A 15,259-nucleotide genomic window follows, 5' to 3' on the forward strand; every position below is an offset into this window, starting at 1 on the left:
CTCGGGTGCAGTCTGGGTGGGTGGGGCGCGGACCCCAGGAGGTCCCCGTGTGTCCGGCGTCCGGTCAGCCGGCCGTGCCGGTGGAGGCGGTGGCGGGCACGCCGTGCTCGGCGATGAACTCCCGGGCGGCGTCCAGGTCCGCAGGGGACTTTACCGCGAGAGTGGGCGTCCCCTTCAGGGCGCGCTTGGCCAGCCCGGTGAGGGTGCCGCCTGGCAGCAGCTCGAGAATGCCGGTCACGCCGGAGTCCCTGAGGGTGTCCATGCAGAGGTCCCAGCGGACCGGACGCGTCACCTGGTCCACGAGCTGGTCCACGAACCGGCGTCCGGTGTCCACCGCAAGCCCGTCACGGTTGGACAGCAGCGGGACGGCAGGGTTCCGTGGAGCCAGTCCGTCAGCGTAGGAGGTCAGGGCCGGCACGGCCGGGGCCATGTACGGGGTGTGGAAGGCGCCGGCCACTTTGAGGGCGATGACGCGGGCCTTGGCCGGCGGGTTCTCGGCCAGGGCTGCCAGTGCGGCAGCCGAGCCGGCGGCGACGGTCTGGCCTCCGCCGTTGACGTTGGCCGGTACGAGCCCCTGGGCCTCGAGGGCGGCCAGGACCTCGTCCGGGTCGCCGCCGAGGACGGCGGACATCCCGGTCGGTTCGGCCGCGGCGGCCTGGGCCATGCCGGTGGCGCGGATCCGGACGAACTCCAGGGCCTCGTCCGCGGGGAGGACACCGGCCAGTACGGCCGCGGTGATCTCACCCACAGAGTGACCCGCTGCGAGCCATCCGGTAGCGGGAACGGAGTCCAGGTCCAGGGCCTGGGCAGCCAGCAGGCCGGCGGCCACGATGAGGGGCTGGGCCACGGCAGTGTCCTTGATCGTGGCCTCGTCCGACACGGTGCCGTGGGCGGTCAGGTCGACCCCGGTGGCGGTGGACCACCCGGCGAGCAGGCCGGCCATGCCGTCCATCTCGAGCCATGGGGTGAGGAACCCGGGGGTCTGGGAGCCCTGTCCCGGGCACACGATTGCAAGCATGTCCTTAACTGTGTCAAAACCGTGACCGGGTTCCGGGGCGGCGGGGACACCAAGCTCCGAGCGGTGTTTTGGAGGATTCCTACAATTTGCTTCCGGGAGCGGGAGGCAAGCGGCCGACGACCAGGGCGGTCTGCAAGACGTAGGCGTCTCGCGGGGACAGGGGATCCCAGCCGGTGATCTCGCTGACCCGCCGTAGCCGATAGCGGACGGTGTTGGCATGGATGAACAGTTCCCGGGCCGTTCCCTCGAGGGAATGTCCCAACTCGCAGTAGGCGTCCACGGTCTCCAGCAGGGAATTGCCCGCGGCCTGGAGGGGGGTGAAGACGCGCTGGACCAGCACGTCGATGGCGGCCTGATCGCCATGCAGGGCGCGCTCGGGGAGGAGGTCCTGGGCATGGGCGGGGCGGGGTGCGCGGGGCCAGGCAGCGGCGGCTGCCAGTCCGGCGAGGGCCTCTCGTGCGCTGCGGTGGGCATCCACCAGGCTGTCGGAGAGGGGGCCGTAGACCACCGGGCCGTCTCCGAACCAGGGTGTCAGGGCGTGTGCGGCCTGGCTGGGATCGGTGACGCCGCCGACCACGAGGACGATCCGTTCCGACTGGACACCCACCAGCAGGTCGTGGCCGGCGCGGACCGCGGTGCGCCGTGCCCCGGCCAAACGGGTGGGCAGGTCGGCGGCCGGGGTCGGCCCAGCCATCACCATGATTCCCTTGTCGCCGTTCCAGCCGGCAGCCGTGGCCCGGGAGAGGATCTCGTCCGGTGCCTCACCGCGCAACACGGCGTCCAACAGGACCGCCTCATTCCGGCTGTCCCAGGCGCCGCGGGTCTCGGCGGCACGGGCATAGACATCGGCCAGGGCGAAGGCGATCTCCCGCGAGTACCGGAGCACGGCCTCGCGCACGAGGATCTGGTCCCGATCCTGCACGATCCCCGGCACTTGGGCCTCCACAACATCCACGACCGTGCGGATCAGCTGGAGGGCCCGCTGCAGGCTGATGGAGCGGGTCAGCTCGGTGGGGGCCCCACCGAAGACCTCGCCGAGGACGGTGCTGATCGAGGTGGTGGGGCGTTCGAACCAGGACAGGAACCCCGTGAGCCCGCGTTGGGCGATGAGTCCGAGGGAGGAGCGCTCGTCCGGCGTCAGCTTGCGGTACCACGGCAGCGTGGAGTCCAGACGCTGCAGGGTGGCGGTGTTGAGCACGCCCAGATGGGCCCGCAACCGGCGCAGGGACTCCTCGGAGACCTTGCGCGGCGGTGGGGTGCTACGCGCGTCGGACATGCATTCGAGCATAGGCCCCGGAGGGGGCGTCGTGACGCTCGTGACACGAGTACATTGTGGGAAACCCACAAGGACGACGACGGCCGGTGAGGTGCGCTGTGCACCTCACCGGCCGTCGTCGGGAGCCGGGCGAGCCCGGACAGGGATCACCGGGCCCCTAGGGAGAAGGTCAGGAATCGCCGCCGGCGTTGCCGGTGGTGCCGGCGTTGACGTCGTCGATCCGGTACTTGCGGTAGGCCTCGGCTGCGGTGCCCGCATCCACCTTGCCGTCCTTCTCCAGCATCTGCAGCGCCTTCACGACCATCGAGTGGGTGTCGATGAGGAAGTAGCGGCGGGCTGCGGCGCGGGTGTCCGCGAAGCCGAACTCGTCCGCACCCAGGGTGGCGAAGTCGTTCGGGACGAAGGGACGGATCTGGTCCGGGACCAGGGTGGCGTAGTCCGTGGTGGCCACCACGGGGCCCTCCGTCTCGGCCAGCTTCTGCGTGATATAAGGCACGCGGGCCTTGCCCTCCGCGTTCTCCATCGCCTCACGTTCGGCGGCCACGGCGTCACGGCGCAACTCGTTCCAGCTCGTCACGGACCACACGTCGGCGGCCACGTTCCACTCCTCGGCGAGGACCTTGGCCGCATCGATGACCCACGGCACGGACACGCCGGAACCCATGAGCTGGACCTTCGGCCCGGTGACGTCGGCGCTGGCCTGGCTGTAGCGGTAGATGCCCTTGAGCAGCCCCTCCACGTCCAGGTCCTCCGGCTCGTTCGGGTGGATGATCGGCTCGTTGTACACGGTGAGGTAGTACATGACGTTGCGGACCTCGTCCCCGCGGTCGTGCTCGCCGTACATGTCCTCCAGGCCCTGGCGGACGATGTGCGCGATCTCGAAGGAGAACGCCGGATCGTAGTGCTTCACCGCCGGGTTGGTGCCGGCCAGGATCGGCGAGTGGCCGTCCATGTGCTGGGTGCCCTCGCCGGCCAAGGTGGTGCGTCCGGCGGTGGCGCCGATGACGAAACCGCGGGCCAGCTGGTCACCGGCGGCCCAGAAGGCGTCGCCGGTGCGCTGGAAGCCGAACATCGAGTAGAAGATGTACACGGGGATCATCAGCTCGCCGTGCGTGGAGTACGACGTGCCCACGGCGGTCATCGCCGAGGTGGCGCCGGCCTCGTTGATGCCCACGTGGAACAGCTGGCCGGACGTGGACTCCTTGTAGGACAGCATCAGATCCCGGTCCACGGACAGGTAGTTCTGGCCCTTGGGGTTGTAGATCTTCGCCGTGGGGAAGAACGAGTCCATGCCGAAAGTGCGGGCCTCGTCCGGGATGATCGGCACGATGCGGTTGCCGATGTTCTTGTCCCGCATCAGGTCCTTGAGCAGGCGCACGAAGGCCATGGTGGTGGCGGCCTGTTGCTTGCCGGTGCCCTTGCGGGCGTGCTTGTAGGTGGCCTCCGGCGGCATCGGGATCTTGTCGTAGTCCGTGCGGCGTTCGGGCAGGAACCCGCCCAGTTTTTGGCGCCGCTCCATCATGTACTTGATCTCCGGCGCATCCGCGCCCGGGTGGTAGTACGGCACGTTGTACGGATCGGCTTCGATCTGCTCGTCCGTGATGGGGATGCGGTGGCGGTCGCGGAACAGCTTGACGTCCTCGACCGTGAGCTTCTTCATCTGGTGCGTCGAGTTCTTGCCCTCGAAGTGCGGACCCAGCCCGTAGCCCTTGATGGTCTGCGCCAGGATGACGGTCGGCTTGCCCTTGTACTCCATGGCGGCCTGGTAAGCGGCGTAGACCTTGTTGTAGTCGTGTCCGCCGCGCTTGAGGCCCCAGATCTCGTCGTCCGTCATGTCGGCGACCATCTCCTTGGTCACCGAGGAGCGGCCGAAGAAGTGGTCGCGGACGAATCCGCCGGACTCCGCCTTGTAGGTCTGGTAGTCGCCGTCGAGGGTCTCGTTCATGATGCGGACGAGCTCGCCCTCGTCGTCCTGGTCCAGCAGCTGGTCCCATTCGCGGCCCCAGAGGACCTTGATGACGTTCCAGCCGGCGCCGCGGAAGTAGGCCTCCAACTCCTGGACGATCTTGCCGTTGCCGCGGACCGGGCCGTCGAGGCGCTGCAGGTTGCAGTTGACCACGAAGTTCAGGTTGTCGAGCTTGTCATTGGCGGCGATGTGGAGGGCGCCGCGTGATTCCGGCTCATCCATCTCGCCGTCCCCGAGGAAGGCCCAGACCTGCTGGTCGGAGGTGTCCTTGATCCCGCGGTTGTGCAGGTAGCGGTTGAACTGCGCCTGGTGGATCGCGTTGATCGGGCCGAGTCCCATGGACACGGTGGGGAACTGCCAGAAGTCCTTCAGCATGCGCGGGTGCGGGTAGGACGGCAGTGCCTTGGGCGCCTTGGACTTCTCCTGGCGGAATCCGTCGAGCTCCTCCTCGGTCAGCCGTCCCTCGAGGAAGGCCCGGGCGTAGTTGCCGGGAGAGGAGTGCCCCTGGAAGAAGACCTGGTCGCCACCGCCAGGGTGGTCCTGGCCGCGGAAGAAGTGGTTCAGTCCCACTTCGTAGATGGTGGCCAGGCCGGCGTAAGAGGAGATGTGGCCGCCGACTCCGACGCCCTCGCGCTGGGCGCGCTGGACGATCATGGCGGCGTTCCACCGCAAGTAGTTGCGATAGCGGCGCTCGAGCTCCTCGTCTCCGGGGTACTCGGGCTCCTGGTCCACGGGGATCGTGTTGACGTAGTCCGTGGTCGTGACCATCGGTACGCCGACCGACTTGGTGCCAGCCCGCTGCAGGAGTTGGCGCATGATGTATTCCGCGCGCTCCGTGCCCCGCTCTTCCACGAGTCCGTCGAAGGACTCGATCCACTCGGCCGTCTCCTGGGGGTCCTTGTCTGACATCTGGTTGGTCAGTCCGCTCAGGATGTGGGAGCTCTCTTCAGCTGCGCTCACGGCAACCTCTCTGTCGGCGGATGGTCTCCGCTGGTCTGGTGGGCCCGCGGTCCATACCGGGATCGTCCGGCTGGATGGTCAGTGGCGAGTCCTCTGGTTCCACCCAAGACTGTATAACCTGACGGGCCTCGGATGCAGGCTTGCGTACCCCGCATGGCCCGTGGTGCCCGCGAGGACGTAATCTGGTGAGATGATGCCCACATGGGTACCACGCGACAGTCAAGGAGAGATGTGAACCAGCCAGACTCCGCCCCCGCCGTAGGGCGTACTGCGGAGACCAGTGAGGGACCGGCCGCGAAGATGGGCCTTTCCGAAGGCAAACTGGTCCAGGAACTCGGTTTTGACGAGGACATCGACTTCGATTTCCGGAACACGCTCGAGGACGAGCTCGGTAGCGAGCTGCTGACCGAGGAGGATCAGGAGCCGGTCGATGCCGTCCTGTTGTGGTGGCGGGAGGCGGACGGAGACGTCGACGACCTGGCCGATGCCCTCATGGACTCGCAGACCACGTTGGACACCGGTGGGGCGCTGTGGTTGCTCACCCCGCGCAACGGCCGTGACGGCCACGTGCCGCCGGCGGACATCGCCGAGGCGGCACCGACGGCCGGTCTGCACGTCACCACCACCGCCGGGGTCTCTGCGGACTGGTCTGCCACCCGACTGGTGGGCAAGCGCAACCTGTGACCGGTCCGGCGGGGGAGAGGGAAATCCCCGCGGATCCGCCGGCCCTGCGGGACCAGCACGGCCAGCTCTGGTCGTGGCCCCCGGTGGCGCCGCCGTCTCCGGACGCGCTCGGCGCCGGTCACGGAATCCCGCACGACGGCGGCTCCGTGCCCACCCGCTGCTGGCTGTTCTTCCTGCCGGGGGCCTTCACCCCCGTATGCACCGCCGAGCTCGGCTGGGTCGACGAACTGGCCGAGCGGCTGGCGCCGGCCGGCGTCGGGCTCCGGGTGGTGTCCTGCGATTCCGCCGCCGTGCTGCGCAAGGCCGCGGACGAGACCGGGATCCGCACCCCGCTGCTGTCCGACTTCTGGCCCCACGGGGCCGCGGCCCGCGCGGTCGGTGCGTTCAATGAGGCCACCGGCCGGGCTCGGCGCAGCAGTGTCCTGATGGACGCCGTCGGCACGGTTCGGGCCCGCATCCACGCCGCGGCCGGGGACGAGCGCAGGCTTCAGGACCACCTGGACGCCCTTCCGGGGGAGTGGTCCACCGGCTCGCGATGACGTCGCCGAGTGAGCCGCTGACGTGCTGCTGAGGTAGCATGGAGCGGTCCGGTGGCGGTCCGTCCGCACCGGAGGTTGGGGCCTATAGCTCAGTTGGTTAGAGCACTTCGTTTACACCGAAGGGGTCGGGGGTTCGAGTCCCTCTGGGCCCACCATTGATGACGGACTATGATCTCGATGCCGTTGGGCGTCCGAGTCTGATCGCAGATGGTCCACGCGCGGGATCTATCGACCCAGAGGTGGGTTGCCGAGCCGGTCGAGGAGCTCGACGAGCAGTGCCTGTTCCCCGGCGGTCAGCAGCCCGTCGGTCTTCCCGAGGGTGGCCTTGAGCGCCGTGGCGTGCTGCGGGTACTCGGAAGCGCTGGGTGGCGCGTCGCCTGTGACCGCACCGAGGACGGCCTCGCGTAGCCTGACGGGCAGCTCGGGGTCACGTTCGTCGGGTGCCGTCCCGATGAGGTGGTATGTGAGGCCGCTACCCGCGGAGTGGATCATCGCGGCAGCGGACTCCACGGTGACCGCCAGGCGGCCCGCAGCGGCGATCCGCTCGACGAGCAGGTGCAGCCGGTCCGCCGAGCGCTGGGCCGCGGCCGACGTCTCGCCCGGGATTCGCCGGTCGTACATGAGCAGGTAGTGGGCCGGGTGGGTGAGGCCGAACTCGACGTGGAGGTCCCAGCCGTTGCGCAGGTCCTGCACCGGGTCGTCGGTGAGGCCGATGTCGTGCTTCTGGGCGAGGTACGTCTCGAACCCGTTCGCCGCAACCGCCTCTAGCAGGCCGTTCATGTCCGTGAACTGCCGGTAAATAGCCGGCGGTTGGACCCCGGCCGCGTGGCTCACGGCACGCGTGGTGACGCCGTCGCGCCCTTGGTCCTCGAGCAGGCGTGCCGCCGCGTCGAGGATCCGTTGCCGGGTACTGGTCGGCTCGTTCATATATCAACGATAACGCAGAACTGGTATCAATGGTTGCGTAGTGGTGATAACCGCATTAGTGTTACCGGTGATAACGCATCCACGAAGGGGCATCCAGTGTTCAACGCAACCCGCGCGGCCGTGGTGGCTGCGGCCGCCATGGCGACCATGGCAGTGCTCGTGACCGCAGGATGCAGAGGGCCGGCGCCCTCCCCGAGTGGAGAGGTACGTACGCCGGACCCGCCGGGCGCTGCCGTGCCGGCGTCGGAACCGGGCGAGCTGACGGAGCTCACGACCGGGCTGGAGGCCCCGTGGGGGCTGACCTTCCTGCCCGATGGTTCGGCTCTGCTGACCGAGCGGCTGACCGCCCGGATATTGCGTGTGCCCGCCGACGGTGGGCCAGCCGAGGAGGTCGGCGTGGTCCCCGACGTGGAGACCAGCTCGGAAGGTGGCCTGCTCGGCCTGGTCGCCTCACCGGACTTCGCGACCGACCGCACGGTGTTCGCCTACGCCTCCGGATCGCCGACCAACCGGGTGATCGCACTGGAGATCGGGCACGACTTCGACTCACTGACCGTTGCGCGGGTACTGCTCGACGGCATCGAGACCGCGGACCGGCACCACGGAGGCCGGCTGCGGATCGGGCCGGACGGGAACCTGTGGATCGGCACCGGGGATGCGTTCCTCCCCGAGAACGCCGCGGACGACGGGTCCCTCAACGGCAAGATACTGCGGATTGCGCTCGACGGCTCGACACCGGAGGCCAACCCATCCGGGACTGCCGTCTACTCCTCGGGCCACCGCAACGTCCAGGGCATCACCTTCGGTCCGGATGGGACGATGTACGCCTCTGAGCTCGGACACCGCACCTGGGATGAGGTCAACGTGCTGCGTCCCGGCGCCGACTACGGCTGGCCGGAGACCGAGGGTGTTGCCGGCGACACCGGGGAGCCACCGCTGTTCACCGTCCACCCCGACGACGCGTCGCCGTCCGGTATCGCCTACGCGGAGGGATCACTCTGGATGGGCGCCCTGGGCGGGCAGCGCCTGTGGCAGCTGCCGGTGGACGGCCCCGACGCGACCGGGGCCCGATCGAGCACTACACCGGCGAGTACGGCCGCATCCGGACCGTCGAGGTAGCGCCCGACGGAGCGCTCTGGCTCGTCACCTCCAACACCGACGGCGCGACCTGGGGCGGTACGGAGGCCCGGCCCGGTGACGACCGGATCCTCCGGCTCGAGGTCGACCCGGCCTGAACGTGGCCCATCACTACCGCACACCCATCACCTGCACATACTCGAGGAGCACACCATGAGAAGCACACCACGAGTCGCCGTCGTCACCGGCGGATCGCGCGGTATCGGCCGGGCCGTCACGCGCCGGCTGACCGCCGCTGGGTTTGACGTCGCCATTATCTACAACGCAGATCAGGACGAGGCGGCGGCCACGGTCAGAGAAGTCGAGGTCGCCGGCCGCACCGGGCTGGCCCTCAGGGCGGACATCGCCGACGCGCCAGCCGTGCGCCGGGCCTTCGAGGCAGTCAAGGACCGGTTCGACGGCGTCGACGTAGTGATCAACTCCGCGGGAATCATGCCGCTCGCACCGATAGCGACGCTCGACCTGGACGACCTGGACCGCGTCCTGCGCACCAACGTCCGTGGGGCGTTCGTCGTGGCCCGGCAAGCGGCCCACAGCGTGCGTGACGGCGGCGCCGTCGTCCTGTTCTCGACCACCGTGACCCGCACCCATCTGCCGAACTACGGCGCCTACGCCGCCACCAAGGCCGCGGTCGAAGGGCTGGTCCCGATTCTGGCCAAGGAGCTCGCCGGCCGGGATATCACCGTCAACGCAGTCGCGCCCGGCCCTACCGCGACCGACCTGTTCTTCGAGGGCAAGCCCCAAGAGGCGGTCGATCGCATCGCGGGCGCCAACCCGATGGGCCGGCTTGGCACGCCCGAGGACATCGCCGCGGTCGTCGCGACGATCACCGGACCTGCCCGATGGATCAACGGGCAGACGATCTTCGCCAACGGCGGTCTCGCATGAGTGCCGTCCTGATCACCGGCGCCTTCGGAGGTGACCATGGCTGGTTGGATCGGGGCCGGTGGAGCGCTGTTGTTCGTGGCGGTGTTCCTCCTCCTGGAAGAGCGCCTTCGGCATGGTGGCCCTCGGGCTGATCCGAGCCATGGTGGCCTTCGGGGTGGCGTGGGAGAGCGACTCGCCGCGGACAGGTCTCGTCCAGCGGGCATTCCTTGTCCCCGGGATGCTCTGGACGGCGGCGGTGATCAGTCTGTAGTCTGACGGCTCACCCGAGCGGGGGACTGCTCGGCCGCTTCGTGCGTAGTCGCCACAGTGAGGTGACTTCCCGCGAGCGGGCGGCGTGGAGGAGATCAGCGCGGTCGGCGGCTCGCTGATGACGGGGTGCAGTGTCAAGCCGATCGATCACTTCAAGCCCCGCCTGGTCAATGGCGTCCAGCAGCAGCTGTCGACTGCGTAGCCCGAGGAGCTCGGCCAGATCCGAGATGACCAACCAGCCCTCGCCGTCATCCGTGAGGTGGCGCGGTAGTCCGGCCAGAAACTGCAGCAGCATGGTGCTGCCGGGGTCGTACACGGCCGCGTCGAGTGTGGTCGCAGCGCTGCCGGGCAACCATGGGGGGTTGCAGACGATGAGGGGCGCCCGACCTTCCGGGAACATGCTGGTCAACTGAGCTTCGGCCGCGTCTTGGAGTCCCAACCGAGCGAAGTTCTCGTTCGCACAGTCCACCGCACGCTGATGGATGTCCGTCCCCACCACCTGCTTCACGCCACGGTTCACGAGCACGGCGGCCAGTAGTCCCGTGCCGGTGCCCACATCGAACGCGAGGTCCGGGTTGCTCAACGGTGCCTGGGCCACCAAATCGACATACTCGTGGCGGGTGGGCAGGAACGTGCCGTAGTGAGGATGGATCCTCCCGTTCACGGCGGGGATGTCGATGCCGGTCAGATACCACTGGTAGGCGCTCTGGATGCCGGTCAGCTCCTGCAGACTCACCACAGCGTGGCCCGCACCGAAGCCTGGTTCCTGCGCGTAGGCGAATTCGACCGCGGGACCGACCTGAGGGGCGCGGGGCAGAGGCACCGTGGCCGCCCCGCCCGGTGCGTCGAACGCGAGTGGCACCAGCATCAAGGACATCATCCTCGAGCGTTGGGCGCGGGCTTGGCGCAGGCGATAGAAGGCATCCGCGTCGCCGATGACAGGCTGTGCGGCCGCCCCGCTTCTGCCCTTGGCCAGGCGTCGATCAATGGCGCTGAGGATCTGTTTCGCGTTGTAGAAGTCGCCCAGCCACAGCATGGCGGTGCCCTGGGCCGCATACTTCACGGCCTGGACGGTGGTGAGCCGGTCATCGACAGCGACCAGTTTCTTGGGGGCCGGCCGGCCGTTGGCAGACCACCACCTGGCGGATGCCGTCACCCCGGCTTGGTCCCAGGTCAGCGACGGACTGTCAGCAATCGGTTCTGGAATGATCGTCATCAACCTCGTTCGGTAGCGGCACGTCACCTGTTGGCAACCGCGCAGGAACTGACCGACCACGGCATGGGGCGTTCCGTAGTCTACCGAGATGGCCGGCCATGGATCTGCTGGTCGGCCATTCCGAGGTCGGTGCCGGTCGCCCGTACCCCGAGGTCCCAGATCGCCTCTGCCGCAGTGTCGTCGCGAGCCAGTGCTGAGGCCTGTTGCGGTTCGGGCTTGCCTCGCCACTGGCGGAAGCCGTCGGGCCCGAGGTAGGTGAGCGGCGGCAGACCGGTCACGGCGGCCTCCAGGACTGGCAGGCATCCCTCTGCTGCCGATTGGCCGATCATGCGGCAGGCGCCGCTGACCGCACGGTCGAGGACGGGCACGCCGGTGGCGTTCTGGAGGTTGGTGACGGCCCAGCCTGGGTGAGCAAGCTGGACGCCCACCGTAGTGGGCTGGGCAGCCAGCCGCTCATGGAGGGCCCGGGCCCAGAGCATGTCGCAGAGCTTGGACTGCGCATAGGCCGCCGCGATGCTCCAGCGGCGGTGCCGGAAGTGCGGGTCCGCGGCATCGACCCGGCCGCTGTGATGCGCCCCCGACCCGACGATGACCACCCGCCCACGAAGGTGTCCGGAGATCAGGTTGGTCAAGGCGAAGGGCCCCAGGAAGTTGGTGCCGAGGATCATCTCGAAACCGTCGGTGGTCTCGCGGCGGCGCGGAGTGACGGTGCCGGCGTTGTTGACCAAGACGTCGATGGGCTCGTCCAGGCCGGCCGCGAAAGCCCTGACGGAATCCAGATCGGCCAGATCCATCCGGCCCACCAGCACGTCGGCCCCGAGGCGACGCAGGTCCTCCGACACGGCCTGCCCGCGCTCTGCATCCCGGGCCGGGATCACCAGCCGAGCCCCCGCCCGGGCGGCCGCGCGGGCCACCTCCAGGCCGATGCCTTGGGTCGCACCGGTCACCAGCCACGTGCGCGCCGATTGGTCCGGCAATTCCAAACCGGTCGGGACGGAGGGAAATCCTGAGCGATCGGTGGGGCTATCGGTGGGGCGAGAACGGGCCATGGTGACACGGTACCGGTGGCCTGGGAGAGCGTCCGGAAGCCGGGAACCCTGGCTGTGACCGCGACGAGCAGGTTAGTATAGGGGGTTGCTTCCGGAATATGGGAAGCACCTTGACCGTTGAAGAAGGCACTACGGGAAGTCCAGCCATCTGAAGGGATGCACGCCACATGGCCATGACCCGCACCATGTTCAAGTCCAAGATCCACCGGGCCACCGTGACCCACGCCGACCTGCACTACGTCGGCTCCGTGACCGTGGACCAGGACCTGCTCGATGCCGCGGATATTCTCCCCGGCGAGCTCGTGGCCATCGTGGACGTGACCAACGGGGCACGGCTGGAGACCTACACCATCGCCGGTGAACGTGGTTCCGGGGTGCTGGGCATCAACGGCGCCGCGGCGCATCTGGTGGACGTGGGGGACACCGTCATCCTCATCACCTATGCGCAGATGGAAGCCGCCGAGGCCCGTTCCTTCGTGCCGACCGTCGTCCACGTGGACGCGGACAACAGGATCGTGGACCTCGGGACCGATCCGTCGGAGGCCCTCGCCGAGGACCTGCAGCGCCCGCCCTATGCCGTGGCCCTCTGACTCCCTGACCCAGACCTACCGACGGCCGGCCGCAGCACGCGGCCGGCCGTCGTCGTCCCCAGGACTGTTCACGGCCTGTTCACCGGGGATCGGAACGAGAGGTCGTGGTCCGTAACGCGTCCGTCCGATGATGGAGAATGAAAGCCCAGCCCGGCGTAGAAGGAGACCACATGCTGTTGACCCCTGATGCTCCGCGGGAGAACCTGCGCGAGTTCATCGACAAGCTGCGCAACGGCGGATACACCGTCTCCGACGGGCATACCCCGGATCCGGACCTGATCGACCCCCAGGGACGGGCCGTGGAGACCTGGCAGGAGGACTACCCCTACGAGTCGCGGCTGTCCCGTGAGGAGTACGAGCTCGAGAAGTACAAGCTGCAGATCGAACTGCTGAAGCTGCAGTACTGGGGCGAGGACACCAACCAGCGGCACATCATCGTCTTCGAAGGCAGGGACGCCGCCGGCAAGGGCGGCACCATCAAACGCTTCACCGAACACCTGAACCCGCGCACCGCCCGCGTGGTGGCGCTGAATAAGCCCTCGGACCGGGAACAGGGCCAGTGGTACTTCCAGCGGTACATCAACTATTTTCCGACCGAGGGCGAGATCGTGCTCTTCGACCGCTCCTGGTACAACCGCGCCGGGGTGGAGCGGGTCATGGGGTTCAGCTCGGACGAGCAGTACACCACCTTCATGAACCAGGTGCCGCTGTTCGAGAAGATGCTCGTGGATGACGGGATCCACCTGACCAAGTTCTGGTTCTCGGTGACGCAGTCCGAACAGCGCACGCGCTTCGCCATCCGCCAGATCGACCCGGTGCGCCAGTGGAAGCTCTCCCCGATGGACCTGGAGTCACTGGACCGCTGGGAGGACTACACGGCCGCCAAGGAGGCCATGTTCCTCCACACGGACACCGACCACGCGCCGTGGACCACCATCCGCTCCAATGACAAGAAACGCGCCCGCCTCAACGCCATGCGGTACTTCCTGACCCAGTTCGAGTACGACGGCAAGGACCACGAGGTCATCGGCACCCCGGACCCGCTAATCGTCCGCCGGGGACGCGACGCCGTCGGAGACTGATCCGCGGCCGTCCAGTCCTGCGCCGGTCCTGAGCCGACCGACCCTGCACTGGGCTGACCCGGAGCGGCGGCGAGTGGGGCCCGCGACCGCGTAGGCTGGAGCACGGTCGAACCGCACCTCCACGGGCGGCGGCCCACCCCCTGTTGGTAGCAGCACCGAGCGTGCTGGAAAGGAATGGCATGAAGGCTGACATCGGCGTCACGGGACTAGCGGTCATGGGGGCCAACCTGGCCCGGAACTTCGCGCGGAACGGCTACACCGTGGCCCTGCACAACCGCAGCCGAGCCCGGACCGATGCGCTCGTGGCCGAGCACGGCAACGAGGGCACCTTCATCCCCACCGAGACCCTGACCGAACTGGTCGAGAACCTGGCCGTGCCACGCCGCGTGCTCATCATGGTCAAGGCCGGCCAGCCGGTGGATGACGTGATCGACCAGCTGGTGCCGATGCTGGCGCCCGGCGACATCGTCATCGACGCCGGAAACTCTCACTACGAAGACACTCGACGCCGCGAAGCCGCACTGGCCGCGAAGGACCTGCACTTCGTCGGCATCGGTGTGTCCGGCGGCGAGGAAGGCGCGCTCAACGGCCCGGCGATCATGCCCGGCGGGCCGAAGGAGTCCTACGAGGCACTCGGCCCTCTGCTGGAGGACATCTCCGCCCACTACGAGGGCGATCCGTGCTGCGCCTGGATCGGCACCGACGGCGCAGGTCACTTCGTCAAGATGGTCCACAACGGCATCGAGTACGCGGACATGCAGGTCATCGGCGAGGCCTATGACCTGTTGCGCTCGGTGGGCGGGATCGAGCCGGCCGACCAGGCCGGGATCTTCCGCTCGTGGAACTCCACCGACCTGGCGTCCTACCTGATCGAGATCACGGCCGAGGTCCTCGGACACGTGGACGCGGAGACCGGCAAGCCCCTCGTGGACGTGATCGTGGACCAGGCCGGCCAGAAGGGCACCGGCCGCTGGACCGCCATCTCCGGGCTGGACCTCGGCTCACCCATCGGGGCGATCGCCGAATCCGTCTTCGCCCGTTCACTGTCCAGCCAGTCAGAGATCCGTGCCACCGCCCAGCAGGTGCTGGCCGCGGGAACTGACCCGGTCGCCACCCCGCAGGACGCGGACCGGGACGCCTTCGTGGAGGATGTGCGCCTGGCGCTGTATGCCTCCAAGCTCGTGTCCTACGCCCAAGGCCTGGACATGCTCACGGCCGCCGCCGCGGAGTACGGCTGGTCGCTGGACCTGGGCACCATCGCCTCGCTCTGGCGGGACGGCTGCATCATCCGCGCCGACCTGCTCGACGTCATCATGAAGGCGTTCGGCGGCCGGGACACCTCCCGCCACCCGGAACCCGGCACCACCGCCGAGGGCCAGCCGTCCAACCTGCTGTTCGCACCGGAGTTCCGGGATGCGATCGCCGCCGCGCTGCCGGCTTGGCGCCGGGTGGTCGCCACCGCGGTGGCCGCCGGGGTGCCCGTGCCGGTGTTCTCCTCGGCCCTGTCCTACTACGACGGACTGCGCCGCGACCGCCTGCCCGCGGCCCTGACCCAGGGCCTGCGCGACTACTTCGGTGCGCACACCTACCGCCGCACCGACCGCGAGGGCACGTTCCACACCCTGTGGTCGGCTGACCGCAGCGAGGTCGAGGCCTGAGGCCCAGCCCTCCAACTCTC

General features: G+C 68.5%; 13 protein-coding genes and 1 tRNA gene. 8 read left to right on the plus strand and 6 right to left on the minus strand.

The window, feature by feature from the left end:
* Nucleotides 1-64 precede the first annotated feature (64 nt).
* From C8E99_RS02870 to aceE, 3 genes are all read right to left on the minus strand, one after another.
* Complete coding sequence (locus tag C8E99_RS02870) at nt 65-1,018, minus strand: ACP S-malonyltransferase (RefSeq protein WP_115931027.1); 954 nt, start codon at nt 1,016-1,018, stop codon at nt 65-67.
* A 79-nt stretch (nt 1,019-1,097) separates the two neighbouring features.
* A complete protein-coding gene (locus tag C8E99_RS02875; RefSeq protein ID WP_115931028.1) occupies nt 1,098-2,294 on the minus strand; it encodes a PucR family transcriptional regulator in 1,197 nt (398 codons plus the stop codon).
* A gap of 169 nt (nt 2,295-2,463) precedes the next feature.
* Nucleotides 2,464-5,169 carry a pyruvate dehydrogenase (acetyl-transferring), homodimeric type gene (aceE, locus tag C8E99_RS02880; protein WP_425452908.1) on the minus strand — a complete coding sequence of 902 codons (2,706 nt, stop codon included), beginning with the start codon at nt 5,167-5,169 and terminating at the stop codon, nt 2,464-2,466.
* Nucleotides 5,170-5,520: 351 nt separating this feature from the next.
* Here aceE and C8E99_RS02885 point away from each other — a divergent pair, with 351 nt between their 5' ends.
* The 3 genes from C8E99_RS02885 to C8E99_RS02895 all read left to right on the plus strand — a co-directional run bounded on the left by C8E99_RS02885 (nt 5,521) and on the right by C8E99_RS02895 (nt 6,598).
* Nucleotides 5,521-5,904 (plus strand): DUF3052 domain-containing protein, encoded by a 384-nt coding sequence (locus C8E99_RS02885; protein ID WP_245952049.1) that lies wholly within the window; start codon nt 5,521-5,523, stop codon nt 5,902-5,904.
* Nucleotides 5,901-6,443, plus strand: a complete 543-nt coding sequence (locus tag C8E99_RS02890; RefSeq protein WP_115931031.1) for a redoxin domain-containing protein — start codon at nt 5,901-5,903, stop codon at nt 6,441-6,443. Before C8E99_RS02885 ends, C8E99_RS02890 begins: the two co-directional genes overlap by 4 nt.
* 78 nt (nt 6,444-6,521) lie before the next feature.
* A tRNA-Val gene (locus tag C8E99_RS02895) sits at nt 6,522-6,598 on the plus strand.
* Nucleotides 6,599-6,668: 70 nt separating this feature from the next.
* Here the strand turns inward: C8E99_RS02895 and C8E99_RS02900 are convergent.
* The gene (locus C8E99_RS02900) at nt 6,669-7,370 is read right to left on the minus strand and encodes a TetR/AcrR family transcriptional regulator (RefSeq protein WP_115931032.1); all 702 of its coding nucleotides are present in this window, start codon (nt 7,368-7,370) and stop codon (nt 6,669-6,671) included.
* Between the two features lie 96 nt (nt 7,371-7,466).
* Here C8E99_RS02900 and C8E99_RS02905 point away from each other — a divergent pair, with 96 nt between their 5' ends.
* Nucleotides 7,467-8,489: a PQQ-dependent sugar dehydrogenase gene (locus tag C8E99_RS02905; RefSeq protein WP_211308973.1), complete on the plus strand. Its 1,023-nt coding sequence runs from the start codon at nt 7,467-7,469 to the stop codon at nt 8,487-8,489.
* A 171-nt stretch (nt 8,490-8,660) separates the two neighbouring features.
* Nucleotides 8,661-9,395, plus strand: coding sequence for an SDR family oxidoreductase (locus C8E99_RS02910; protein WP_115931033.1), 735 nt, complete (start codon nt 8,661-8,663; stop codon nt 9,393-9,395).
* 259 nt (nt 9,396-9,654) lie between these two features.
* On the opposite strand, the gene C8E99_RS02915 is transcribed toward C8E99_RS02910, so the two are convergent.
* Complete coding sequence (locus tag C8E99_RS02915; protein ID WP_211308974.1) at nt 9,655-10,860, minus strand: methyltransferase; 1,206 nt, start codon at nt 10,858-10,860, stop codon at nt 9,655-9,657.
* Nucleotides 10,861-10,940: 80 nt separating this feature from the next.
* Nucleotides 10,941-11,909 carry an SDR family NAD(P)-dependent oxidoreductase gene (locus tag C8E99_RS02920; RefSeq protein WP_115931034.1) on the minus strand — a complete coding sequence of 323 codons (969 nt, stop codon included), beginning with the start codon at nt 11,907-11,909 and terminating at the stop codon, nt 10,941-10,943.
* A gap of 173 nt (nt 11,910-12,082) precedes the next feature.
* On the opposite strand from C8E99_RS02920, the gene panD reads away from it, so the two are divergent.
* From panD to gndA, 3 genes are all read left to right on the plus strand, one after another.
* On the plus strand, nt 12,083-12,499 hold the full coding sequence (gene panD, locus C8E99_RS02925; protein WP_115933174.1) for an aspartate 1-decarboxylase: 417 nt from the start codon (nt 12,083-12,085) through the stop codon (nt 12,497-12,499).
* 170 nt (nt 12,500-12,669) lie between these two features.
* On the plus strand, nt 12,670-13,581 hold the full coding sequence (ppk2, locus tag C8E99_RS02930) for a polyphosphate kinase 2 (RefSeq protein ID WP_115931035.1): 912 nt from the start codon (nt 12,670-12,672) through the stop codon (nt 13,579-13,581).
* Nucleotides 13,582-13,760: 179 nt separating this feature from the next.
* On the plus strand, nt 13,761-15,239 hold the full coding sequence (gndA, locus tag C8E99_RS02935; RefSeq protein ID WP_115931036.1) for an NADP-dependent phosphogluconate dehydrogenase: 1,479 nt from the start codon (nt 13,761-13,763) through the stop codon (nt 15,237-15,239).
* Nucleotides 15,240-15,259: the final 20 nt, after the last annotated feature.

The organism is Citricoccus muralis (genome assembly GCF_003386075.1).
Classification (GTDB): Bacteria; Actinomycetota; Actinomycetes; order Actinomycetales; family Micrococcaceae; genus Citricoccus; species Citricoccus muralis.

Bases quoted from the DNA above. Each gene is read 5' to 3' on its own strand.
- C8E99_RS02870 (WP_115931027.1), bottom strand. From the start codon at position 1,018: ATGCTTGCAATCGTGTGCCCGGGACAGGGCTCCCAGACCCCCGGGTTC.
- C8E99_RS02875 (WP_115931028.1), bottom strand. From the start codon at position 2,294: ATGTCCGACGCGCGTAGCACCCCACCGCCGCGCAAGGTCTCCGAGGAG.
- aceE (WP_425452908.1), bottom strand. From the start codon at position 5,169: ATGTCAGACAAGGACCCCCAGGAGACGGCCGAGTGGATCGAGTCCTTC.
- C8E99_RS02885 (WP_245952049.1), top strand. From the start codon at position 5,521: ATGGGCCTTTCCGAAGGCAAACTGGTCCAGGAACTCGGTTTTGACGAG.
- C8E99_RS02900 (WP_115931032.1), bottom strand. From the start codon at position 7,370: ATGAACGAGCCGACCAGTACCCGGCAACGGATCCTCGACGCGGCGGCA.
- C8E99_RS02910 (WP_115931033.1), top strand. From the start codon at position 8,661: ATGAGAAGCACACCACGAGTCGCCGTCGTCACCGGCGGATCGCGCGGT.
- C8E99_RS02915 (WP_211308974.1), bottom strand. From the start codon at position 10,860: ATGACGATCATTCCAGAACCGATTGCTGACAGTCCGTCGCTGACCTGG.
- C8E99_RS02920 (WP_115931034.1), bottom strand. From the start codon at position 11,909: ATGGCCCGTTCTCGCCCCACCGATAGCCCCACCGATCGCTCAGGATTT.
- panD (WP_115933174.1), top strand. From the start codon at position 12,083: ATGACCCGCACCATGTTCAAGTCCAAGATCCACCGGGCCACCGTGACC.
- ppk2 (WP_115931035.1), top strand. From the start codon at position 12,670: ATGCTGTTGACCCCTGATGCTCCGCGGGAGAACCTGCGCGAGTTCATC.
- gndA (WP_115931036.1), top strand. From the start codon at position 13,761: ATGAAGGCTGACATCGGCGTCACGGGACTAGCGGTCATGGGGGCCAAC.